The 23030-nt window shown below is 68.8% G+C and carries 18 protein-coding genes; 4 read left to right on the forward strand and 14 right to left on the reverse strand.

The features are described 5' to 3' along the window. Positions 1–63 precede the first annotated feature (63 nt). Positions 64–3909 carry a cell wall-binding repeat-containing protein gene (locus C1746_RS21825; protein ID WP_116712706.1) on the forward strand — a complete coding sequence of 1282 codons (3846 nt, stop codon included), beginning with the start codon at positions 64–66 and terminating at the stop codon, positions 3907–3909. Positions 3910–3913: 4 nt separating this feature from the next. Here C1746_RS21825 and C1746_RS00195 read toward each other — a convergent pair whose 3' ends face one another. From C1746_RS00195 to C1746_RS00240, 10 genes are all read right to left on the reverse strand, one after another. Beyond that, positions 3914–5119 (reverse strand): alkaline phosphatase family protein, encoded by a 1206-nt coding sequence (locus tag C1746_RS00195; protein ID WP_116712707.1) that lies wholly within the window; start codon positions 5117–5119, stop codon positions 3914–3916. A 33-nt stretch (positions 5120–5152) separates the two neighbouring features. Beyond that, positions 5153–7324 carry an NADH-quinone oxidoreductase subunit L gene (nuoL, locus tag C1746_RS00200; RefSeq protein ID WP_116712708.1) on the reverse strand — a complete coding sequence of 724 codons (2172 nt, stop codon included), beginning with the start codon at positions 7322–7324 and terminating at the stop codon, positions 5153–5155. A gap of 12 nt (positions 7325–7336) precedes the next feature. Beyond that, entirely contained in the window at positions 7337–7651 is a 315-nt protein-coding gene (nuoK, locus tag C1746_RS00205) for an NADH-quinone oxidoreductase subunit NuoK (RefSeq protein WP_116712709.1), read from the reverse strand. Further along, complete coding sequence (locus tag C1746_RS00210; protein WP_116712710.1) at positions 7651–8292, reverse strand: NADH-quinone oxidoreductase subunit J family protein; 642 nt, start codon at positions 8290–8292, stop codon at positions 7651–7653. The genes nuoK and C1746_RS00210 overlap by 1 nt, the downstream gene beginning before the upstream one ends. Before the next feature lie 2 nt (positions 8293–8294). After that, positions 8295–9089 (reverse strand): NuoI/complex I 23 kDa subunit family protein, encoded by a 795-nt coding sequence (locus C1746_RS00215; RefSeq protein WP_116715497.1) that lies wholly within the window; start codon positions 9087–9089, stop codon positions 8295–8297. Positions 9090–9250: 161 nt separating this feature from the next. Beyond that, complete coding sequence (nuoH, locus tag C1746_RS00220) at positions 9251–10282, reverse strand: NADH-quinone oxidoreductase subunit NuoH (protein ID WP_116712711.1); 1032 nt, start codon at positions 10280–10282, stop codon at positions 9251–9253. Further along, positions 10283–11467: an NADH-quinone oxidoreductase subunit D gene (locus C1746_RS00225; RefSeq protein WP_240598815.1), complete on the reverse strand. Its 1185-nt coding sequence runs from the start codon at positions 11465–11467 to the stop codon at positions 10283–10285. Further along, positions 11464–12672 (reverse strand): NADH-quinone oxidoreductase subunit C, encoded by a 1209-nt coding sequence (locus C1746_RS00230; RefSeq protein ID WP_116712712.1) that lies wholly within the window; start codon positions 12670–12672, stop codon positions 11464–11466. Before C1746_RS00230 ends, C1746_RS00225 begins: the two co-directional genes overlap by 4 nt. A 3-nt stretch (positions 12673–12675) precedes the next feature. Continuing rightward, positions 12676–13224, reverse strand: coding sequence for an NADH-quinone oxidoreductase subunit B (locus tag C1746_RS00235; protein WP_116712713.1), 549 nt, complete (start codon positions 13222–13224; stop codon positions 12676–12678). Then, on the reverse strand, positions 13215–13598 hold the full coding sequence (locus tag C1746_RS00240) for an NADH-quinone oxidoreductase subunit A (RefSeq protein ID WP_162867218.1): 384 nt from the start codon (positions 13596–13598) through the stop codon (positions 13215–13217). Before C1746_RS00240 ends, C1746_RS00235 begins: the two co-directional genes overlap by 10 nt. A 166-nt stretch (positions 13599–13764) precedes the next feature. On the opposite strand from C1746_RS00240, the gene C1746_RS00245 reads away from it, so the two are divergent. Further along, positions 13765–15198, forward strand: coding sequence for a glycoside hydrolase family 10-like protein (locus C1746_RS00245; protein WP_116712715.1), 1434 nt, complete (start codon positions 13765–13767; stop codon positions 15196–15198). Between the two features lie 14 nt (positions 15199–15212). On the opposite strand, the gene C1746_RS00250 is transcribed toward C1746_RS00245, so the two are convergent. The 4 genes from C1746_RS00250 to C1746_RS00265 form a co-directional block, all read right to left on the reverse strand. Beyond that, positions 15213–17888 carry an AAA family ATPase gene (locus tag C1746_RS00250; protein ID WP_116712716.1) on the reverse strand — a complete coding sequence of 892 codons (2676 nt, stop codon included), beginning with the start codon at positions 17886–17888 and terminating at the stop codon, positions 15213–15215. After that, a complete protein-coding gene (locus tag C1746_RS00255) occupies positions 17885–18484 on the reverse strand; it encodes a hypothetical protein (protein ID WP_162867219.1) in 600 nt (199 codons plus the stop codon). The genes C1746_RS00250 and C1746_RS00255 overlap by 4 nt, the downstream gene beginning before the upstream one ends. A 100-nt stretch (positions 18485–18584) precedes the next feature. After that, positions 18585–19526 (reverse strand): polyprenyl synthetase family protein, encoded by a 942-nt coding sequence (locus C1746_RS00260; RefSeq protein WP_414627953.1) that lies wholly within the window; start codon positions 19524–19526, stop codon positions 18585–18587. Positions 19527–19737: 211 nt separating this feature from the next. Next, positions 19738–20640, reverse strand: a complete 903-nt coding sequence (locus tag C1746_RS00265) for a LysR family transcriptional regulator (RefSeq protein ID WP_116712719.1) — start codon at positions 20638–20640, stop codon at positions 19738–19740. A 72-nt stretch (positions 20641–20712) separates the two neighbouring features. Between C1746_RS00265 and C1746_RS00270 the strand changes: the two genes are divergently transcribed. Both C1746_RS00270 and C1746_RS00275 read left to right on the forward strand, forming a co-directional pair. Beyond that, positions 20713–21909 carry a Gfo/Idh/MocA family protein gene (locus C1746_RS00270; RefSeq protein WP_116712720.1) on the forward strand — a complete coding sequence of 399 codons (1197 nt, stop codon included), beginning with the start codon at positions 20713–20715 and terminating at the stop codon, positions 21907–21909. Further along, positions 21906–23027, forward strand: a complete 1122-nt coding sequence (locus C1746_RS00275; protein ID WP_205711613.1) for an LLM class flavin-dependent oxidoreductase — start codon at positions 21906–21908, stop codon at positions 23025–23027. Before C1746_RS00270 ends, C1746_RS00275 begins: the two co-directional genes overlap by 4 nt. Positions 23028–23030 lie beyond the last annotated feature (3 nt).

The raw sequence follows: 23030 nt of genomic DNA on the forward strand, positions 1-23030 counted from the left end.
GATGCGGACTCGTGGGACATACAGTCGAACACGGAGACCAGCGCAGGGTGTACACCTCTACGCATGGCCAACTTCCATGTGCAGACCGTGACAGTTCGTCGGACGTTGCCCGGCACGTTGGTGGTGGCCGTGGTGGCAGCGCTGCTCCTGGTCGGGCCGGCACCGGTTGGCGCGATGCCCCCCGATCCGGTCGACATCGACGCCGGAGGAAACCGGACCTGTTCGGTCACCGCCGACAACGACGTGCGGTGCTGGGGTGTGGACGACTACGGCTCGGCCACACCGCCGACGGATCTGGACGATGCGACCTCGGTCTCCGTCGGGAGCAACCACGCGTGCGCCGTGACTGCGGCCGAGAGTGTGGTCTGTTGGGGGCTGAACGACGAGGGGCAGGCCTCACCCCCACCGCTGGTGGCCGTGAGCAGCGTGTCCGCCGGAGGCAGCCACTCCTGCGCCGTCGACGGCGGCGGCACGGTGACCTGCTGGGGTGACGACGCGTTCGGGCAGTCCACCGTTCCGGATGGGCTCGAGGCGGCGCAGGTCACAGCCGGCGGCAGCCACACCTGTGCCCTTCGGGTGCTGGAGGACACGGTGGTCTGCTGGGGCAATGGCGCCGACGACCGATTGGATGCCCCGGCCGGGGAGTTCACGGCCATCAGCGCCGGTGTCGGCCACACCTGTGGCGTGACCCTCACGGCGACGGTGGCGTGCTGGGGTCTGAGCGCCCAGGGTCAGGCGGCGCCTCCCGCCCTCACGGCGGTGACCGACGTCGTTGCGGGGGCCTCCCACTCCTGCGCCGTGCACTCTGACGGCCAGGTGGACTGCTGGGGGCTGGACGACGTCGGCCAGTCGACGGTCCCGGCCGGCCTCGCCCCGATGGTGGCGGTCACGGCGGGGGTCGATGTGTCCTGCGCGCTCCCACCGACCGGGGAGCCCGTCTGCTGGGGCAAGGACGTCACCACACCCTCCTCACCGCCCGCGACGCTTGGTCTGATCGACGTCATCTCCTCCGGCGCCTCCGGCAGCTGCGCGATCACCGTCACGGCCGCCATCAGCTGCTGGGGTGACGCGACGGTGAGAGGTCTGCCGCCGCTCACGCTCACGCAGGTGGTTGCGGTCTCGGTCGGCGACCAGCTCACCTGCGCGATCGACGGTGCCGCTGAGGCGGTCTGCTGGGATCAGGCCGGAGCGGTCGATCCCCCGATTGACCCAGGTCCGGTACGGGAGATCTCCACGGGTGGAGCCCACGTGTGCGCCGTCGGACGCGACGACGACCTGGTGACGTGCTGGGGCGCCGACGGGGACGGTCAGGCCACCCCGCCGGTCGGGTTGGGGCCCGTTCGGTCGGTGTCGGCCGGCGCTCGTCACACCTGCGCTGTGGACGATGATGCCGTGGTGGTCTGCTGGGGCGACGGCACTGACGATCAGACCAACCCGCCCGGCGATCTGCCCCTCGCAGCCGCGGTTGCAGCAGGTGAGGAGCACACCTGCGCGCTGAGCACCACCGGCACCGTGCGCTGCTGGGGTGGGGACACCTTCGGGCAGGCCACCAGACCTGGCGGCCTGGGCAATGTGGAGAGCATCGCCGTCGGCCCGCGGACGAGTTGCGCCCAGATCACCGGGGGCTCAGTCCAGTGCTGGGGTGATGACCGGCTCGTCCAGCCCGCTGCGACGGAGGCGCTGGAGCAGGTCTCCGTCGGCACGGACCACGTGTGCGCGATCGACATCGACAGCAGACCCGTCTGCTGGGGAGCCGCACCGGGCGGCCTGCTCGGTGCCGACGCGGACCTGGTCGCTCCGGCCTTCCCCACCGTCGAGGTCGGACAGCCGGTGCGGTATCGGGCCTACACCACGGGGGCGCCGCTCCCGACCATCGAGGTGACCGATGGTGCCCTCCCTGCTGGCCTCTCCCTCTCCTCCATCGGCGTCATCACCGGCACACCCACAGAAGGTGGGCTGTTCACGGTCACCCTCACGGCTGCCTCCGGCGTGTTCGGACCGGCTTCTCAGGTCATCGACATCCTGGTCCTGACCGACCCCGAGATCGACATCACACCCTCCAGTCCATCCGTGGCGAAGGGTGACACCGTCCAGTTGGCGGCCGCCGTCAGCGATGCGGACAACAACGACCCGGACAATCCGGCGCGGGGACTGCGGGTCGACTGGGATCTTGACGACGACGGTCAGTTCGATGATGTGGAAGACGCGTTCGAGGTGTCGTTCGACGCCTCCGCGCTCGACCCCGGGACCTACGACGTCACCGCGCGCGTGACGGACGACGAGGACGACACGGCGACCGCAGCCGTGACCGTGACCGTGACGAACCAACTGCCGACGGTGACGCTGAGCCCGACGAATCCGAGCGTGCGAGCAGGCGAATCCGTGGTGCTCACCGCGGCCGCCAGTGATCCCGATGGTGGACCGGTCGCGACCGCGTGGGACACCGACGACGACGGATCCTTCGATGACGCAGACGGAACGGCGGTCACGTTCACCACCGCTGGCAGAGGCCCCGGCACCTACCGGGTCGCCGTTCGTGTGACCGACGACGAGGGCGGGACGCGCATCCGCGCCACCACCGTCACGGTGACCGCCGCCCCGACCCCGACACCCACACCCACACCGACCCCGACACCGACACCGACACCGAGCCCGACCCTGGCCGCACCCACGATCACCGTTCAGGGGCCGGGCGCCGACGACCCGGCAGGACAGATCACCCTGGTGGTGACCGCGCCGGAGGCGGGACCGATCGACACCACGCCCGTCGCCGTGCTGGTCGAGGGGGCCGCTGACGTCACCGCGTCCGAGGACTGTGCCGTGGGAACCTCCGGCGTCGCCTGCAGCCTGGACAGCTTGGGGCCCGGGGAGCAGCGGAGCTTCGTGCTGGTGGTGCAGCCCGCTGGAGTGACACCGGTGACCGTGTCGGTGGCTGGGCAGGTCGTGGTCGTCGACACCCAGATCGCCGACGACCCGATCCCCTTCGCCATCCAGGTGTCGCGCGAGCGGTTCCCCCAACCGTCTGGACAGTCAGGGCGCGCCGCCGCGCACGTGGTGCTGTCCCGCAATGACGTCTTCGCCGACAGCCTGGGCGGCAGCGTATTGACCGCCGGAGCTCCACTGCTGTTCACCCCCAGCAGTGTGCTGGACGCCGCCACCGCGGCTGAGATCGATCGTCTGCTCGGTGGCACGGGGCTGGTCTACCTCCTCGGTGGCGAGGTCGCGCTGTCGCTGGAGGTGGAGGCGGCGCTGACCGGCGCCGGGTACGACGTGATCCGTCTGGCCGGCCCGTCACGGGTCGAGACCGCCGTGGCCATCGCCACGGAGCTCGAGCAGGCCCAGGGACCGGCCCGGGAGGTAGCGATCGCCCGAGCTGACTCACCCGCAGGCAACCCCACGGCTGCGTGGGCCGACGCGGTCACGGCCGGCGGCTGGGCGGCGGACACCCTGAGCCCGATCCTGCTGAGCCCCACGTCGGGACTGCACCCGGCGACGGCTGCCTTCCTCAGCGGCCGGCCCGACGCATCGATAACGCTGCTGGGTGGCGATTTCGCCATCGGGGACGCGGTCGAGGATGCGCTGGTGGATCGGGCACCGAACCGCATCGCGGGGGTCAACCGGTACGCCACGGCCGCCGCGGTGGCGGCGGGTCTTTGGGATGCGCCAGCCCAGGGTCGGATCCTCGCTCCCGGTGGGTCGGAGGACGGCTGGGCCTTCACGCTGGCCACTGCCGGTCTGGCCGCCGACACGGATCAGCCGGTGCTGCTGACCGAACTCGACCGACTACCGGCCGAGACGGATGCAGCGCTCTGCACGGCAGAGGGGCGGCGGCCGTTCCTCCTGTTGACCCCCGCCGACCGGACGGACGCCGCGGTGACAGCGACTGTGGCGGCCGCGTGCCAATCCTGATCGGCTAGGCCCCGTACTTCGCGAACCTGCCAGCGGCCGCCATCATCAAGGGCAGCAGGTGCTGGGTCGGCCGCAGGCCGAAGAGTCCACCGGCACAGGCCCGTTCACCGAAGGTCGTCACGTCGTCCACGCCGGCCGATCCCCCGGCCAGCAGCGTGGGGACCGGGTGCCAGGAGTGACCGAACGCCGACGCTGGTGAGGCGTGGTCTCCCGTGACGGCGACCACGTTGGCCTCTGCCGCCTCGAGCAGGGCGGGGATGTCGGCGTCGAGGTTCTCGAGCGCCTCGACCTTCGCCTCGCGGTTGCCGTCATGACCGGCGGCGTCGGCATACTTGAAGTGGACGAAGTGGTAGTCGTAGTCCTCGCGGTGCTGGGCCACCAGGTCGATCTGCTCGCGCATCGTCGTCGGAGGGCCGAGCACGTCGAAGCCGATCAGCTGGGCCACGCCCCGGTACATCGGGTAGGACGCGATGGCGCAGGCCCGCATGCCGGTCCGGTCGGTGAAGTCCGGCATGTCGCGCAACGAGTCGAACCCCCGCATGAGCAGGGCGTCAGGCGTTTGGTCGTGCAGCGCCTCGCGGATGGCCGCATCCAGTCGGTCGAGCACGTCGGCCGTGTGCTGGGCTGCCGGATCCTGCGGCTTCGCGGGCAGCGGCGGCACGCCGACCTCCTGAGGGTCCATGTCGTCGATTCGCCCATCAAGACCCTCGCCGCGCAGGATGACGACGACCCGGTGCTCCGACTCCGGCTCGAAGAACACCTCGACGTCGTCAAGAGCGACCCGTTCGCGCAGCTTCTCCACGACCGGTCGGGCCTGCTCGTCGGGGATCCGGCCAGCACGCCGGTCGGTGATGTTGCCGTCGTCATCCAGGAACGCCAGATTCCCTCGGGTGGCGACGTCACCCGGCTTCATGTCGAAGGAGACACCCACCGCGGACAGGACCCCGCGACCGAGGTCGTACCGCCACGGGTCGAAGCCGAACAGCGCGAGATGGCCAGGGCCCGACCCGACCGTTATCCCGGGACCGGCCGGCTCGGTCAGACCGGTGATGCCCGACGCCGCGAGCGCGTCGAGGTTGGGCGTGTGCGCGTCCTCCAACTCGCTCCCCCGATCGGCTTCGGGAAAGCCGCCCAGTCCGTCCACGACGAGCAGGAGCATCCGCCCCCCGTCCTGCAGGAGCGGCGTGTAGCGGTCGAAGTCGAGTCCCATGGGGCGGAGTCTAGGACCTGGCCACGCCGAAGGTCAGGCGGCAGCAGCGAAGAGCACGCCGAAGAGGAAGACACCGATGAACATGGCGCCGGCGTAGGCCTGCACGTTGCCTGACTGGGCGAACTTGATCAGCCCGCCGGTCCAGTTCGCGCCGGTCCCGGCACCGTTGACGACGCCGTCGATACCCTTCTGGTCCACGACCTTGTACAGCCCCCGGCCGGTGGCCGTCGTCGAGGCGCCGGCGAGATACACGACCCGATCGATCACCTTGTCGTTGATCCAGTACATGGCCGGGGAGATCCGGTCCCGCACCGTGTGCATGATCACGCCCGAGTACAGGTCATCCAGGAAGTACTTGCGCTGCAGGACGGTGGTGACCAGACCCAGGTTGTTGAACGGGTCCTCCGCCGGTGCCTTATACGTCCGGTACATCAGGTAACCCAGTCCCAGACCCAAGACCCCCAGCAGGGACGACCCGGCCGCCAGCGGCAGATCGAACAGCGCCGGGTGGGTCGCGAAGTACTCCAGGCTCGGCATCGTCCAGGCGGCGAAGCCGTAGGGGTGGAAGAAGTCGAACGGCAGGTTGATGAAGCCGATGAGTGCCGCGGGCACGGCGAGCAGGATCAACGGCCACTTCATCGACGGCGGCGACTCGTGTGGGGTGCCCTCACCGCGGTAGGTGCCGAAGAACGTCATCGTCGTCGCCCGCGCCATGTAGAACGCGGTGACGAACCCACCGATGGCCCCGAGCGTCACCACGACCGTTCCCGTGTACCCACCGGTCGTGAGCGCACTGACCAGCGCCTCGTCCTTGGACCAGAACCCGGCCAGGGGTGGCACGGCGGCCAGCGCCAGGGTGCCGACGACCCAGGTCCAGAAGGTGACGGGCATCTTCCGTCGCAATCCGCCCATGTTGACCATGTCGTTGGAGTGGACGGCGTGGATCACCGAGCCGGAGCCGAGGAACAGCAGCGCCTTGAAGAAGCCGTGGGTGAAGAGGTGGAAGATGCCGGCGGTGTAGCTGAAGGCCAGCGCCGCGACCATGTAGCCGAGCTGCGACACCGTCGAGTAGGCCAGCACCCGCTTGATGTCGTCCTGCACCAACGCGAGGAATCCCATCGAGAACAGCGTGATCGCGCCGATGATCGCGATGACCGCCTTGGCGGTGGTCGACAGCGAGTAGACCGGGAAGATCCGCGCCACGAGGAACACGCCGGCCGTCACCATCGTGGCCGCGTGGATCAGAGCGGAGACCGGGGTCGGGCCGGCCATGGCGTCCGGCAGCCAGGTCTGCAGTGGGAACTGCGCCGACTTGCCGATCGCACCGATGAACAGCGAGATCAGCCCGAAGGTCAACAGCCCCTTGTCGAGCTCGGCGCCCCCGGCCTGCACGCCGGCGGTGGCGTCGTGGATGATCGTGCCGATGTTGAAGGTGCCGAACTGGGCCCACAGCGACACCACACCGACCATCAGCCCGACGTCGCCGAACTTGGTGGTCAGGAACGCCTTCTGCGCAGCGGACTGGTTCTTCCGACCTTCCCAGTAGAACCCGATGAGCAGGAACGAGCAGACGCCGACCAGTTCCCAGCCAACCAGCAGCTGCAGCATGTTGTTGGCGATCACCATGAGGAGCATCGACATGGTGAACAGGCCGAGCAGCGTGAAGTAGTAGGTGTACCGGGGCTCGCCCTTCATGTAGCCGGTCGAGTAGACGTGGACCATCAACGACACGAAGGTGACCAGCAGGAACATCATGGCGGCCAGGCCGTCGACCCGCTGACCCGCCTCCAACTCGAAGTCGCCGCCCAGGCTGCCGAGCGACACGGACCTCTCGTTGACGAAGGACTCGAGCCCTGCCGGGATGACCACCTCGTCATCCGCCTCGGCCGCCAGGATCAGCCCGTCCAGGCCGGTCGTCGCGATGGCGACGTTGTCCAGGAGCGAGGTCTCCTCCCCCTCCTCACCGGCGCCGCCCTCCTCGTCGCCGTGGCCCTCCTCCTCGTGGGACTCCTCGAACTCTGCGACCACGTCGACGTTGGCGGTGAAGACCTCGTAGGCAACACCGCAGGACAGCAGGAACGCGAACACCAGGGCGGTGATGCCGAACTCGGCACCCTTGCCCTTGAGGTGCTTGCCGAAGAGCCAGGTGAGCACGGCACCAACGCCCGGGATGACCGGGATCAGCCACGCGTAATCAGAGATCATGAAGGGACAGACCTAGTACTTGAGGAGATCGGCGTCGTCGATGTTGACGGTCGCCCGGTTGCGGTACAGCAGCAGGATGATGGCAAGCCCCACACCGACCTCGGCAGCACCGATGGCGATCACGAACAGGGCGAAGATCTGACCGGTGAAGATGGCGTCGCCGTTGCCGGCCGCCAGGATCCCGAAGGCCACGAGGTTCACCGTGACCGAGGCCAGCATCATCTCCACGCTCATCAGCACCAGCACGGCGTTCCGGCGGGCGAGCACGCCGTAGACGCCCGTGCAGAACAGCACAGCCGCAAACGTCAGCGGGATGATCATCTGCATCACTGACCACCTCGTCCCGATGCCACGACGGGCGCCGTCTCCGTCGACGGGATGGAGTAGCCGGGTTCGGCGACGGAGTCGCCACTCCTGATCGGCGGTGCCTCCCCGGAGTCGATGAAGTCCTCGTCATCCGGCAGTGGGCCCTCACCCTCCTCAGCGCGGGCGATGATCACCGCGCCGACCAACGCCACGGTCAGCAGGAAGCCCATGGCAAGCAGCGGGAAGGCCCACTCGACGTAGAGGAACTCGGCCAGTGCGATCGTCGGCGTGACCGAGAGGTTCAGCTCGACGCCGTTGAACGAGACGATGATCAGTGACATCAGGAAGCCGAAGAGGGCAACGCTGACGCCGAAGGCCAACCGTGCGTTCTCGGAGTCCTCTCGCATCGGGCCGATCGGCGCACGCGTGAGCATGAGCCCGAACAGGATCAACACGATCACCGCGCCGGCGTAGACCAGCACCTGGGTCCAGGCCAGGAACTCGGCTCCCATGAGCAGGAACGCCCCGGCGACGCCGAGCATGACGACGACCAGGGAGAGCGCGGAGTGCACGACGTTCTTGTTGACGACCACGAAGACGCTGGCTGCCCCGGCCAGCACCAGGACGACCAGCATGAAGATGTCTGCCATTTCCAGGCCCATGGCTATCCCTCTTCCTTCGCGCGGATCTCGTCGGCCTGCCGCTTCTTCTCGGCACGAACATAGGCGGCCTTGGCCTTGGCTCGGGCCACACGCTCGCTCTTGCCCTCGGCGACCAGCTTGTCGAAGACGTCTTGGTCGATCTGGGCCTCGACGTGGATCGTGTCCTCCAGGCGCTGCTCGACCTCCTTCTTCTCACCCGAGTCCTGCTCGGCGTCGTCCTTCGCCGGTGCCGCCGCGGCAGTTGCGGCCGCCCGCTGAGCTGCCTTCTTCCGAGCGGCATCAAGACCCTGCTGGATCTCCTTGGGCAGTTCGGCACCGTACTCGAGCTCCGGCGGCGGAGGGACCGTGTCCATCCACTTGCGGAGCTGCTCCTTCTCGTGGGTCAGCTCCTCGATGGTCTCGGTGGAGTACTCGAACTCCGGGCTCCAGAACAACGCATCGAAGGGACAGACCTCGACGCAGATCCCGCAGTACATGCAGAGGGCGAAGTCGATGGCGAAGCGGTCCAAGATGTTCCGGGTCCGGGCACGACCGCCGTCCTTGGGCGGGACCGTCTCCTTGTGGGAGTCGATGTAGATGCACCAGTCGGGACACTCCCGGGCGCAGAGCATGCAGACGGTGCAGTTCTCCTCCATCAGCGCGATCACCCCACGCGTGCGCGGAGCGAGGTCTGGCTTGGTCTTGGGGTACTGCTGCGTCGTCGGCTTGGACAGGAAGGTCTTCAGCGTGACGCCGAGACCCTTCAGGAGACCGATCTGGGGCGGCCCCTTCTTCTTGGGCGCGGTTGGAGCTGACATCAGATGGTCCTCCAAGACGAACGGGGAAGCAGCGCGTCCATCCGCGCGCCGTTGGCAACGCGCAGCGAGCGACGCCTAGCGGCGCTAGGCAAGTCGAGCCGCAAGGCAGCCAGCGGGGATGCGGGGGGCGCGGGGCGAGTCGGGCGTCGAAGGAGGGACATCTAGGCGATCACCTTGCCGATGGCGGTGACGATGAGCTGGAGGATGGCGAGCGGGATCATGACGGTCCAAGCGAACCGCTGGAGTTGGTCCTCGCGTAGCCGGGGGTAGGTCGACCGTAGCCAGGTCATGACGAAGACGAGTCCGAGGATCTTGACCATCGACACGCCGAAGCCGATCAGGTTGGCCAGGATGGCGTTGTCGGGCAGCGGCACGCCCGGCCAGATGTTCCACCCACCGAGGAACAGGACCACCATCAGGGCGGAGTACACCACCATTCCGCCGAACTCGGTCAGCAGGAAGAAGGCGAAGCGCAGGCCCGAGTACTCCGTCATGTGTCCGGCGATGACCTCGGAGTCGGCGATCGGCATGTCGAACGGCGGCCGGTTCAGCTCGGCCAGGGCTGCGATGCCGAAGATGACCAAGCCGATGGCCTGAGGCACCGCATAGGGCACCGGGATGCCGAACGCGGTGAAGTCCGCCTGCGCGTTGACGATCCCGACCAGCGACATCGTCCCGGCCTGCATCACGACGGCGGCTGCGGCGATGAACAACGGGATCTCGTAGGCGATGAGCTGCGCTGCCTCGCGGATCCCGCCGATCAGGGAGTACTTCGACGCCGACGCCCAGGCCGCCATCATCACGCCGACCACGCCAACGGAGGAGACGGCCAACGCGAAGAAGATCCCGACGTCGAGGTCTTCGGCGAACCCACCCGGTGAGAGCGGGAGCACGGCAATCATGATCAGCGTCGGGATCAGCACCACTCCGGGTGCCGCGGAGAACACCCGCTTGTCCGCCGCGGCGGGGATGATGTCCTCCTTCTGGATGAACTTGATGCCGTCAGCCACAAGCTGCAGTGCACCGAACGGGCCGGCCTCCATCGGACCCAGGCGGTTCTGCATGAAGGCCATGACCTTGTGCTCCTGGTACCCGGCGATCAGCGGGGCGACCAGGAAGAACGCGACGACGGCGACGAGCTTCAGGATGAGTGACAGCCAGAAGCTGTCGAGGGCGAAGATCGACTCAGCCATCTATCTGTCCACATCCCCGACGACGAAGAAGACGGAGCCGAGGATGGCGATCATGTCGGCCATCAACTGGTCCTTCAGCAGGTACGGGATCGCCTGGACGTTGGAGAACGACGGCGTCCGCATCTTCATCCGCCACGGCGTCTTCTGGCCGTCGCTGACCAGGTAGTAGCCGCCTTGGCCGAGCGGGTTCTCGGTCCGGACGTAGATCGACCCCTCCGGGGCCTTGACGATCTTCGGCAGCTTGACGTTGACCGGTCCCGCCGGGATGTTGTCGTGCACCTGCTCGATGATGTCGACCGAGGCCTTCATCCGTTCGATCAGGCAGTAGAACCGGTCGAATGAGTCGCCGTTGGTCCCCACCGGCACCCGGACATCGACCTTGTCGTAGGCGGCGTAGGGCTCGGAGATCCGGACGTCCTCGGTGATGCCGGTGGCGTGCAGGGCGCAGCCGGTGACGCCGTAGTCGAGCGCCACGTCCTGCGGCAGCACGCCGACGTTCTTGGTGCGGAGCATGAAGATCTCGTTGCCGAGCAGCAGGTCCTCGTACTGCGCGATGCAGGTCTTCATCCGCGTGGCCATGTCGGCGGACGCCTGCAGGAAGCCTCGCGGCAGATCCTCCTTCAGTCCGCCAACGCGGCAGTAGGTGAAGTGGAGGCGCCCGCCCGTGGCGGATTCGAGGATGTTCTGGATGTCCTCGCGCTCGCGGACGGAGTAGAACATCGGCGTCAGGGCGCCGAGCTCCAGCGCGTAGGAGCCGAGGAGGAGCAGATGGTTGAGGATCCGGTTCCACTCGCACATCAGGGTGCGGATCCACTGCGCCCGGTCGGGGACCTCCATCTCGAGCATGCGCTCGACGGCGATGGCGACGCCGATCTCGTTGCAGAACGCCGAGAGCCAATCATGCCGGTTGACCAGCGCGATGATCTGGCGATAGTCGCGGTCCTCGGCCAACTTCTCGAAGCCGCGGTGCATGTAGCCGATGACGGGCTGGGCCTTGACGATCTTCTCGCCGTCCAGATCGACGACGAGGCGCAAGACGCCGTGGGTGGCCGGGTGGGCTGGCCCGACGTTGAGGTTCATCGAGGCGGTGTCGAGCTCGCCGCCGCCCGCGACCTCCACGAGCATCCCCTCCTGGGGGCCGCCGGGGATGACCGGGGCGTCCGGCCTGGCCAGGGTCTCACTCATGTCACATCGTCCTCTGCGGATTGGTCTCCGTCGTCGGCCGAGGGATCCCCTTCGGTCGTCGGGCGCGTCGTGTCGGCTGCAGGCACCGGATCGGCATCGTCGCCGTCGGAGGTGTCGCTGGCTTGTGCGTCCACGGCCTCGTCCCCACTGGGCCGTGCGGTCGAGTCGTCGAGGTCGTGGGTGCCCTCCGCCTCGACCCCCGGCGTGCCACCCGGGGACGCCGGACCACCCTCCGCGGCCGCTGCCTCCCGCTCCTCGTCGACCTTCGGTTCCCCGGAGTCGGGCTGCTCGCCGGTGGCGACGTCCTCGCCCGAGGTCGTGCCGGCCGCGGCATCCTTGGCGACAGCGGTGTCGGCGATCTTGGCGGCGCCCTCAGGCGTCGTCGGGTCGGGGGTGTGCGCGGGGGTCTCGGCCCCTGCGGCCGCGTCGGCGGCCTCACGGGCACTGCCAGGCTCGGCGTCGTCCGTGATCGCCGATCCGTCGTCCGCCTCGGCCGCCGTGCCGTCCGGCTGCGGCTGCGAGTCGGCGCCCTCCGAGCCCGTGGGATTCTCAGCCGCCTCAGCCGCAGCGCGCTCCTCCGCCTTGCGCTTCCGAGCCGCCGCCGCCTTCTTCTTGGCCCGCTCGGCCTTGGCCTTCGCGGCAGCGGCCCGATCCTCCGGCTCGGCGGCAGCCGGCTCGGGCTTGGAGTCCTTCTTCTCGTCATCATCCGAGGAGTCAGTGGGCTCCTTGGCGCCCGGCCACGGCTTGACCACGCGACTGGCCAGCTTGAACTCCTTGCGAAGCGGCCAGCCCTCGAAGTTCTCCACCGTCAGGATTCGCGGCAGCAGGCCCGGGTGCCCCTCGAAGAGGATCCCGAACATGTCGTAGGTCTCGCGCTCGTGCCAGTTGGCGCCTGCGTAGACACCGGTCAGCGTCGGGACCTTCGGCTCCTCGCGACCACCCGGGACCATGGTCTTGAGCAGGACCGACTCCCGCTTGACGTGGTTGTAGACCCGCGCGACGACGCTGAACCCCTCCTCCCGCTCGTCGACCCCGCTGAGGAAGTCGAAGAACGTCATGCCCAGGTCGTTCTTGCAGAACCGCGCGACCTGCGGGAAGTACGCCGGGTCGACGGTGACCGTCAGCTGGTCGTAGGCGACATCGGTGCCCAGAACCCGTTCCCCCAGCTCATCGCGGATGTGCTCCGCCAGCGTCTCCACAGCCATCCGCTACATCGGGTCCGACAGCGGGTGTGCGGTCGGGTCTCCGCCACCGACGACGATCGGCTGGCGGGCGTCTCGCTCGGCGTAGCGGTCCTTCAGCGACTCCTGTCCGATGAGCTCCTGCAGGTGGACGATCCCCTCCAGCAGCGCCTCCGGCCGCGGCGGGCAACCGGGGACGTACACGTCGACCGGGATGATCTGATCGACACCCTTGGTGACGGAGTAGGAGTCCCAGTAGGGGCCACCGCAGTTCGAGCAGGACCCGAAGCTGATGACGTACTTCGGCTCGGGCATCTGGTCGTACAGCCGCTTGATCGCGGGGGCCATCTTGTCCGTGAGGGTCCCAGCCACGATCATGAGATCGGCCTGGCGAGGCGCGTGCGCGAACGGGATGACACCCAGTCGAATGAAGTCATGGCGCGCCGTGGAGCCGGCGATGAACTCGATGGCGCAGCAGGCCAACCCGAAGTTGTACACCCAGAGGGAGTACTTCCGCCCCCAGTTCAAGACGAACTTGAGCGGCTTGGGAACGTCTACCTGGTCGCTCAGACCCACTTCAGGACACCCTTCTTCAGTTCGTACGGCAACGTCACGGTGACGAAGAACAGGAACACCAGCATCACGCCGAGCACGAAGCCCTGATCAGGACCGGCGGACTCGAGGTAGTTGGCCCAGGGGAAGACGAACAGGGTCTCCACGTCGAAGATCACGAACATGAAGGCGAACATGTAGTACCTGATGTTCGTCTGAGCCCAGCCGAACCCGACGGGGTCGATGCCCGACTCGAATGCGATCGGCTTCTCGCCATATCGTCCGTACTCCCGCTTGGGGCTGACGATCCGGCCCAGGAGGAACGCGATCGCGACGAGTGCGATGCCGGCGAGCAGGATCGCGATGACGGTCCCGTAGGCCTCGTAGTACTCGGTCATTGGTCTCCAGGTCGGGTCGTCGGGTTGCTCTGCACGCACGCACATCACGCCGTGGACGCGGCAGGGGCCCGGTCAGTCTACGAAACCGCGCTCCACCTTGCCGAATCCCTCCCGCCGCTGATGTTGCCTCGGCGACCAAGTGCGGCGGACATAGGTTGGGACTCCGTTGAGCCCCACCCTCACGCGGAGGACGATCACCCTCCTGCTGACCGTCATCGTCGCCATCATCGCGATGGCTGCGCTGCTCCTGCGCGTGCCGGTCGCCGGCTCCACCGACCTTGCCGATCAGCGGGACCGACAACCGAGTCCCAGCGGCGACATCCGTGAGGCGCCGATGGACGAGGTGGCGGCAGCCCAGCTGTCACAGGGCGTCCTCGAGACCAGTGAGGAGCCGACGCCCGAGGCCGGCCCGCCACCACCCGCGGACCCGACCGCAGTCCCGGTCCCGACCCCACTGGCCACCGCTCCGCAGGACCAACCCACCGACGGACCACCGGTCGAGCCGACCTTCCCGGCGCGCATCCAGGGCGTCTGGGTCCACGTGCTCGACGACGTGCTCCTCACCCGTGGCTCGATCACCGGGATGCTCGACCGGGTGGTGGCCGGTGGCGGGAACACCGTCGTCGTGGAGGTCGGGCGGCGCTACGACGTCTACTACGACTCGGGGTTCCTCCCGCGAGCCGGGGACCTCGGCTTCGAGCCGGGCCTCGACGTGCTGGCCGAGGTGGCGAGCCAGGCCCGCGACCGAGGGATCAGCGTCCACGCCTGGTACACCGCCATGCCGGCCTGGACGCCTGAGACCGCCAAGAACCCCGACGCCGAGCCGAACTGGACGTTCACCCAGCACGGTCGGGACGCCGCCCCGGAGGACACCTGGCTGACCTTCAACCAAGCCGGGGAGCCCAGCGACTTCCTGGACCCGGGCCACCCGGCCGTCCAAGACCTGGTCGTCGCCACGGCGGCGGAGCTGGCGAGGTACGACATCGATGCGGTGCACCTGGACTACCTGCGATACCCGGGCGCCGAGTACGGCTACAACCCGACGGCCCTGGGTCGGTTCCAGGCCGAGACGGGCCGGACGGACATCCCGGCCCCCGACGATCCCGAGTTCTCCGACTGGCGGCGGGCCCAGACCACCCTCATCCTGCAACGGGTCAACCAGGTCATCGACGTCACCAACCCCGAGGTCGGGGTCTCGGCGGCGTTGATCGCGTGGGGAGACGGCCCGATCGACGGTCGACCGTTCGAGTCGACGCCTGCGTTCAGCCAGGTCTATCAGCCGTGGCACCAGTGGATGGCGGGTGACCTCGTCGACGTGGCCATGCCGATGCTGTACTTCCGCGAGAGCCGCCACGCGGCCTTCCACCGCAACTGGATGTCCTACGTGGCCGGCATCCGCAACGCTACCGGGGTGACGACCGCGCCCGGTCAGGGGTCGTGGCTGAACACGCCGGAGGAGTCGGTGCTGCAGCTGACCGCGGCACAGCCCTTCGTCGACGGTGAGGTGCTGTTCAGCTACCAGGAGACCGCGGTCGACACCGGCCCGGAGGGGCTCCTCGGCGGGGCGCTGGCCCGGTCCGTCTGGTCCGACGATCAGTAGCCGACCCCAGCAGTTCAGCGGGCGGTGAAGACGCTGATGGCCTCCGTCCGCGAGCGGACGTCGAGCTTGGGGTAGATCCGGTACAGGTGGTTGGCGATCGTCTTCGGGCTGAGGTGCAGCGCCGACGCGATCTCCCGGTTGCTCTTGCCGGTCGCGAGCAGCAGCATGACCTGCCGCTCCGCGTCGGTCAGGTCGAAGGGATCCGGAGTCGCCTCGGCGCTGGTCAGACGGAGCCAACCCTCGGCCCCCAGCTGACCGAGCGCCAGCCGAGCTTCCCGCGCATCCCTCTCCGCCAGGTCGGCTTCCCCAGCGGCGTCGTACAGCTGGGCTGAGCGCTGCATCGCCCGGGCCCGGTCGAAGGCGTCGACGACTGGATCCAGCACCTGCGTGGCACGGTCGACGTGTCGGCGGGCCAGTGACGGGTCGGTGCTGAGGATCGCCTGGCTTCGCGCCGCCACGCCGACCGTCCATCGGGTCGCCCCGGGTCGGGCGGCCTCGGCCTCCAGCCAGGTGCAGATCGCCGCAGCATCGTCATCTCGACCGTCGGCATGGTGCAGCTCGATCAGCTCGGGCGCCCAGCGGCCGAGCGTCGGTGCCAACGTTCCCCCCAGCTCCTCGAACAGCCGGCACTCCTCCATCGCCTCGACCGCCCCGGCCGTGTCCTCGCCGACGCGTCGCACGGTCCCGGCGGCAGCGGAGAGGAAGTACCGCGCCCCGACCAGAGACAACTCCTCGGCGATGACCAGCCCCAACTCGAGGTCCGCCTCGGCGTCCGGCTGACGACCCTGCAGCGCGTGCAGCCGGCAGCGGATGGCCAGCCAGAAGGGGGCGAACGCCCGTTGGCCGGTCGACAGGCTGAGGGCGATCGCCTCGGATGCCGTCCGGACCCCCTCGGTCCAGCGACAGGCCCGAAGTTGGATCTCGGCCATGGCCCCGAGCGTCATGGCGAGGGTCGGGCCGCCGTACCGGCCACGGCTGACGGCACGCAGGTCGGCCATGACCCGGTCGGCGTCGTCGAAGCGCTCGGTCAGGCCCAGGGGCCGACCGATGTGCAGCCCGATCATGGGGTCGATGGCGATGACCTGCTCGACATCGAGTTCGGGCAGGATCTTCTCGAGGAGCGACTCGCCGTGTCCCTCGCGGATCGCAAGGCTTGCGTGTGCCAGCGTGGCCGCGGCCATGGTGGCGATCGGTGAGTCCTCCGGCGCCAGGTCCAGGGCGACCTGCGCCTCTTCCTGGATCTGACGGGTCATCCCCAACATCCCGAGCGGCATGGCCATGCCGGCGTGGATCTGCGAGCGGACGTCGGCGCGGCGCTCCACCCGTGCGGCGTCCTGCAGCCGCTGCAGGGAGTCGAACGGGGCACCGTTCAAGGTCTCGAGGATCCCGAGGGTCAGGCTGGCCTCGGACCGGAGCTCGTCGTCGATCGTCTCCCCGACCAGCGTCCGCAGCCGCTGGATCGCGGCGGCCACCGAGCCACCGGAGGCCAGGTTGCGGCACGCGCGCAGGGTCCAGCGGTCCACCAACGCCGGCTCCGCGACCAGACGGGCGGCCATCAGCCACAGCCGTCCTGCCTCGCCGGGTGCGCCACGTCGCTCCAGCCGGTCAGCTTCGAGAGCAGCTTGCTCCGCGATGCCGGCGTCCGTCCCCATCGTCGCGCCAGCCTGGTGGACCAGCCTGGCGTGGTCGCTGAGCCCCGGCACCCGCGCCAGCCGCGCGTGGAGGTCGCGCTGCTCGTCGGGCGAGAGATCAGCCAGCACGGCGGACCGCAGCAGCGGGTGGGAGAACTCCACGCTGCGGTCCTGAAGGCCCGCCAGTCCGTGTCGCTCGGCCTGCGTCAACAGCTCGTCGGCGGCCGAGCCGACCGCGGCTCGCACCACCTGCCAGCTCCCGTCGGTCGAGGTCGCTGCCAGGCGCAGCAGGTCGAGCACCTCGCCCTCCACAGCCTCCAGCGGCCGCGAGACGATGGCCTGCAGGTGGCCACTCAGCGGCAGCGGGTCAGGCAGGAGTGTCCGTCCCGTCAGCTCGTCCTCGGAGAGCCCCTGGGCGAGGTAGATCAGCGCCAGCGGATTGCCGACGGCCGAGTGGATGAGCACCTCGGCCACACGTGGGTTGATGTGTCCCTCCACCGTGGTGGCCAGCAGCTCGTTCGCGGCCGCGCTCTCCAGCCCAGGAAGCTCGATCACCCGTAGGCCATCGGTGAACTCGAGCACCGTCTCGGTCGGCCGTCCCGCGAGGACCACGAGGACAGCTGCGTCCTGCAGCCGCCGAAGCGCCAGGCTGAGGGTGGTGCGGCTGATCGGGTCGACATCGTGCAGATCGTCGATGAACACGGCCGTCGGGCCCCGATCAGCGGCGTCGCGGAGGACCTGCTCCAGGGTCTGTGCCACACCCCAGACCTCGTCCTCCGCTGGTCGTGACCCGTCGTCAGCCAGTCGGGCCAGCAGTTCATCGACCAGACCGAACGGCATCGGAGAGGGTCCTGCGTACCCGACCAATGAGACGACCTGCCGTGCGGGGCAGCGCTCATGGGTCCGGACGGCACCGCGGAGCGCTCGCATGACGGCTGACTTGCCCATGCCCGCGTCGCCCGTCAGGACCACCACGCGAGCTTCGCCGGCAGCAGTCCGCTCCCACTCCGCCAAGAGCGAACGCAGCACTCGGCTCCGCCCGAAGAGCTGCGGGCTCACGGCTCGTACAGCGCGTCGACGGTCTCGGCATCCGCACCGGAGAGGTCCTCGATCGTCGCGGCGACCAACTGAGCGACCGAGGTGTCGTTGCGCGACGCCGTGGTCGCCACCGCTTGAGAGACCAGCCGCTGGGCCTCGATCAGATCGAAGCGCCAGCCGTCGGCCTCGTTCACAAATCGCCAGCGACGCGGCGTCTCGGCTCCGGTCCCCGGCTCGGTGGCGACACCGAGCACGGACTGGTCGCTGACCGGGATGATGCGGCCCAACTCGCCGAGCGAGCGGTCCTGCCCGGCAAAGCCTCCACTGACGAGCGCCATGAAGGGGTCATCGGCATCCAGGAGCTCGTCGTTGAGGCGATAGGTGAGCACGAGCAGCTGCTCGGCGGCGGGGAGCGCCCGGACCTCCTCGGCCGGCGCGGAGCGCGCCAGCTCGACGATGCGGTCCTGATCCTCGATCGAGTCCTCCGAGATCGCGCTGACGACCGCCTGAGCATCGCCCTGCGACACCCCGACCCGGTACTCGGCGAAGACGGCGTTGACGGCGCCCACCACCTCTGGGCTGGCTGTCGGCGTGGCTGCCGTCTCAGGCTCCGACATCGATCCACATGCGGACACGACCAGCGCCACGAGGATGACGGTGGCCAGAAGACGGCGCGTTGGAGTGGGGTTCAACCGACGGTCAGGCGGGGCGCGCCGCTCAGCCGGCGCGGTCGGCGGCGTAGTCCGTGAGGTAGGTCAACCCGTCCATCACCGGGGCGAAGGTGGGTGGCACATCCAACTCGTCCAGGGCGGCCTTCGCCAGCTTGGCTTGATCACGGGCGCTCTGGCGCGCACGTTCGAGCGCCTGATGGGCGCGCAGCAGCGACAAGGCTGCCTCGACGTTGGCCTCGGTCGGGTCGTCCAGCAGCGCCGCCAGCTCGGAGCCCTCGCCCTCGTCCTCGAGCGCGTAGAGCACCGGCATGGTGTGGACGCCCTCGCGCAGATCGGTTCCGGGAATCTTCCCGGACTCCGTCTCCTGCGAGGCGATGTCGAGGACGTCGTCGGCCAACTGGAAGGCGTAGCCCAGGTGGTGACCGAAGCGCGTGAGCGCCTCGATGTGGTCGCGACGCTGCCCCGAGAGCAGGGCACCCAGGCGGCAGGACGCACGAATGAGCGACGCCGTCTTGCCATCGATGACGTCGAGGTAGTGCTGCCGGGTGGGCTCACGACGGACGGCGCCGTGCCGCGAGGCATCCAGTGACCCCTGCACCTCGAGGATCTGCCCCTCACACAGCTCGGCGATCGTGCGGGCCATGATCCGGGTGACTTCGACACCGAGGGCGGCGGAGAGCTCAGAGGCCCGCGCCAACAGGAAGTCGCCGGTCAGAATCGCAACGGTGTTCGACCACTTGACGTGGGTGGACGGGGTGCCTCGTCGAGTATCGGCCGCATCGATCACGTCGTCGTGATAGAGCGTGGAGAGGTGGACGAGTTCGACGATCACCCCCGCGCTGACCAGGTCGGGGTGGTCGGCCCTCGCACCACCCAACATGCCCGTGAGCAGGGACAGCATCGGGCGGAAGCGCTTGCCACCCGCGTCGATGAGGTGGCGGGCACCGTCGGTGACGAAGGGATTGTCGCTGACGACGGTCTGGCGCATCTGACGTTCCACGGCTTCAAGACCGGGGCGGAGGTCCACACCTTGCTGCGCCCCACGTTCGGTGAGGTCATCCAGGGCTTCGCGGGACAGTGGCACGCCCCAACGGTACCCACATCTCTCCGCGGCTGACCAAGCCAGCCACCCGACGAACCCCCGTCGGCCACGGCGGAGGCGCGAATGGTGCTGGCGGATGGGCGAACCCCGATTCAGGTCAGGCGGACGCGATGGCGGCGAGCAGGCGTCGCGCGGTGCGGACCGATGGCCGACCTCCGCGCCATACGATGCGGACGGGCTGGACGATCCGGGTATCGACCACCGGCACCTGCGTCAGCGCACCGTGCTCCAGGTCTCGTTCGATGCGGCAGGTCGGGAGGAACGCCACGCCATCACCATTGAGGACAGCCAGTCTGGCGGCCGTGGCACTGGGTACCTCGACGTGCTCACCCATCGCGCCGATGGCGTGTTGGGCGAGCGCGGCATCGACCACATCACGGGTGCCCGATCCGGGCGCCTGCAGGACCAACGTCGCAGACGCCACGGTTGTCGGTGGGAGCCCCCGGCGGCGACCGAACCACCGATGGCTCCGACCGACCACGGGCACCAGTCGCTCGGAGACAACGACCTGGGACCTGAGCCCGATCGGTGCCTGAGGACCGTCGGTGAACCCGATCAGGGTCTCACCACTGCGCACGGCCTGGGCCACGCGCAGGGTGTCGGCCTCGGTGATGTCCAGGCGAACATCGGCGAGGTCTGTGGCGCTGACCCAGTCGGAGAGGAAGTGGTCGACCACGTGACGGGTGGCGGCGACGCTCACCCGGGAGTGCTCGTCGCGCAGCTGCTCGGATTGATTGATCAGCTGCGATGCCACCGTGAGCAGTTCAGCACATGCGGGGGCCAGCTGGATGCCGTCAGCCGTCGTCTTCGACCCCGTTGGACCTCGATCGAGCAGACCGACGCCCAGCTGTCGTTCGAGCTTCTGCAGACGAGCGGTCGCGGACGGCTGGGACAGGCCGTGCCGCGCGGCCGCCTTCGACACGCTGCCCAGCTCCACGACGGTGAGGAACAGCCGCACCGAGGACAGATCGAGATCATCGGTCTCCGCGATTGTTCTCATAGGAACATCCTATGACCTGAGAAGCGGTTTCGGGGTTCCGAAGTCGGCCTGCCCGGTCCACAGTCGGACCTCATGCACCACAGCCCGCCATCGCCGCTCCGACCGATCCGCTACGGCGTGATCGGAACCGGGATGATGGGGATCGAGCACATCGAGAACGTCGGTGCCCTGGATGGTGCCGTCGTCACCGCCATCGCCGACCCGGCCGCCGACTCCCGGGGCCGCGGCCGGGCAGTCGCCGGTGATGGCGTCGCCGTCTTCGAGCGCCACGAGGATCTGCTCGGTAGCAGCCTGTGCGACGCCGTGGTGCTCGCCTCGCCCAACCACACCCACGCCGCGGTGATGGCCGACGTCCTGGCGACCGAGCTCCACGTCCTGGTCGAGAAGCCGCTGTGCACGACCGTCGCGGACTGCCGCCGCCTGATCGAGCTGGACGCCAGGCGCCCCGCGGGGGCACTCACCTGGGTCGGCTTGGAGTACCGCTACATGCCGCCCGCTGCCGAGCTCCTGCGACTGGTGCGGCAGGGTGCCGTCGGGACACCTCGGATGGTCTCGATCCGCGAGCACCGGTTCCCCTTCCTCGTGAAGGTCGACAACTGGAACCGGTTCACCGCCAACACCGGCGGCACGCTCGTGGAGAAGACCTGCCACTTCTTCGATCTGATGAACCTCATCCTGGGCGAGCGTCCCACCCGGGTGATGGCCTCCGGCGCCCAGGACGTCAACCACCTCGACGAGCGCTACGACGGACGGCCGGCAGACATGCTCGACAACGCCTTCGTCATCGTGGACTACCCGAGTGGTGCCCGTGCACTGCTGGACCTCTGCATGTTCGCGGAGGCGACGCAGAACCAGGAGGAGATCAGCGTCGTCGGTGACGCAGGGAAGGTCGAGGCGCTCATCCCCGACGACATCGTCCGGGTCGGCCGCCGCGACCGCGACGGGATCGGTGCGGTCGAGGTCAGACCGGTCGCCGACGCGCAGATCGCCCACGTCGGCCTGCACCACGGCGCCAGCTACCTGGAGCACCTCGCCTTCACCGCCGCCATCCGCGCCGGCCAACCACCCGCCGTGACGCTCGAAGACGGACTGTGGTCGGTGGCCATGGGCGTGGCCGCACATCGCAGCATCGACCTCGGCCGTCCCGTCCACCTCGACGAGGTCACGGGCCACGACGCCGCGGCCACCCACCAGGAATCGTCCACCCACCACGAATCGTCCACCCAGCCCATGCACACCCCCGTCAACCGCCAGGAGATACCCGCATGACCACCGCCCAGCCCGCCTCCGACACCAAGCCCGGCACCCGTCGTCCTGTCGAGATGTCGTGGTTCGCCGCCCTCTGCGACGACGACTACGAGTTCCTCGGCGTCCCTGATCCGCAGCTGCAGAGCTCCTACGAGCACTGCCGCAACATCGTCCTGACCGCCGACCGGTACGGCTACGACAACGTCCTGCTCCCGTCTGGGTACGCCCTCGGCATCGACGGCACGACCTTCGCCGCAGCGGTCGCACCCCAGACGTCCCTGCGCATGCTGCTTGCGGTCCGGTGCGGTGAACTCGTCGTGCCGCAGCTGGCCCGACAGCTCGCCACGCTGGACCAGATCATGGACGGGCGGCTCACGATCAACATCATCTCCAGCGACATCCCAGGCGAGGAGCTGGCCAGCGAGCCGCGGTACCGCCGCTCGACCGAGATCATGTTCGTGCTCCGTGAGCTGCTGGACGGCCACGCGGTGAAGTTCCACGGCGACTTCGTCGACCTGGAGCTGGACCCGCCCCGCGTCGGCACCGTCAGCGGCTCGAGTCCGCTGTTCTACTTCGGCGGACTCTCTCCCGCCGCCCGTGAGTGCGCCGCGGCCGGGGCCGACGTGTTCCTGATGTGGCCGGACACCACCGACAAGGTGCTCGAGGTGAAGGCCGACATGGACCGTCGAGCCGCGGAGAAGGGACGGTCGCTGCGGTACGGCTGGCGCTCTCACGTGATCGTCCGCGAGACCGAGCACGAGGCACGGGGCGCGGCCGCACGGTTGCTGTCCAAGCTCGACCCGGAGCAGGGCCAGGCCATCCGCGCCCGGTCACTCGACTCGGCATCCGCCGGGGTGGCCAACCAGGCCGCGCTGCGCGAGTCGGCCGACGACGACGGCTTCGTGGAGCGTCACCTCTGGACCGGTATCGGTCGCGCACGGTCCGGTGCGGGCGCTGCCATCGTCGGAGATCCCGACCAGGTCCTGGGCAAGATCAACGAGCTCGTCGACGCCGGCATCGACTCCTTCATCCTGTCGGGCTACCCCCACGCGGCCGAGTGCGACCTCTTCGCCCGCCACGTCCTGCCGCACATCAACCACGGGCGGCTCGAGTTCACGCCGGACCCGGTCGCGGTCTGATCC

The organism is Euzebya tangerina (genome assembly GCF_003074135.1).
Lineage (GTDB): Bacteria > Actinomycetota > Nitriliruptoria > Euzebyales > Euzebyaceae > Euzebya > Euzebya tangerina.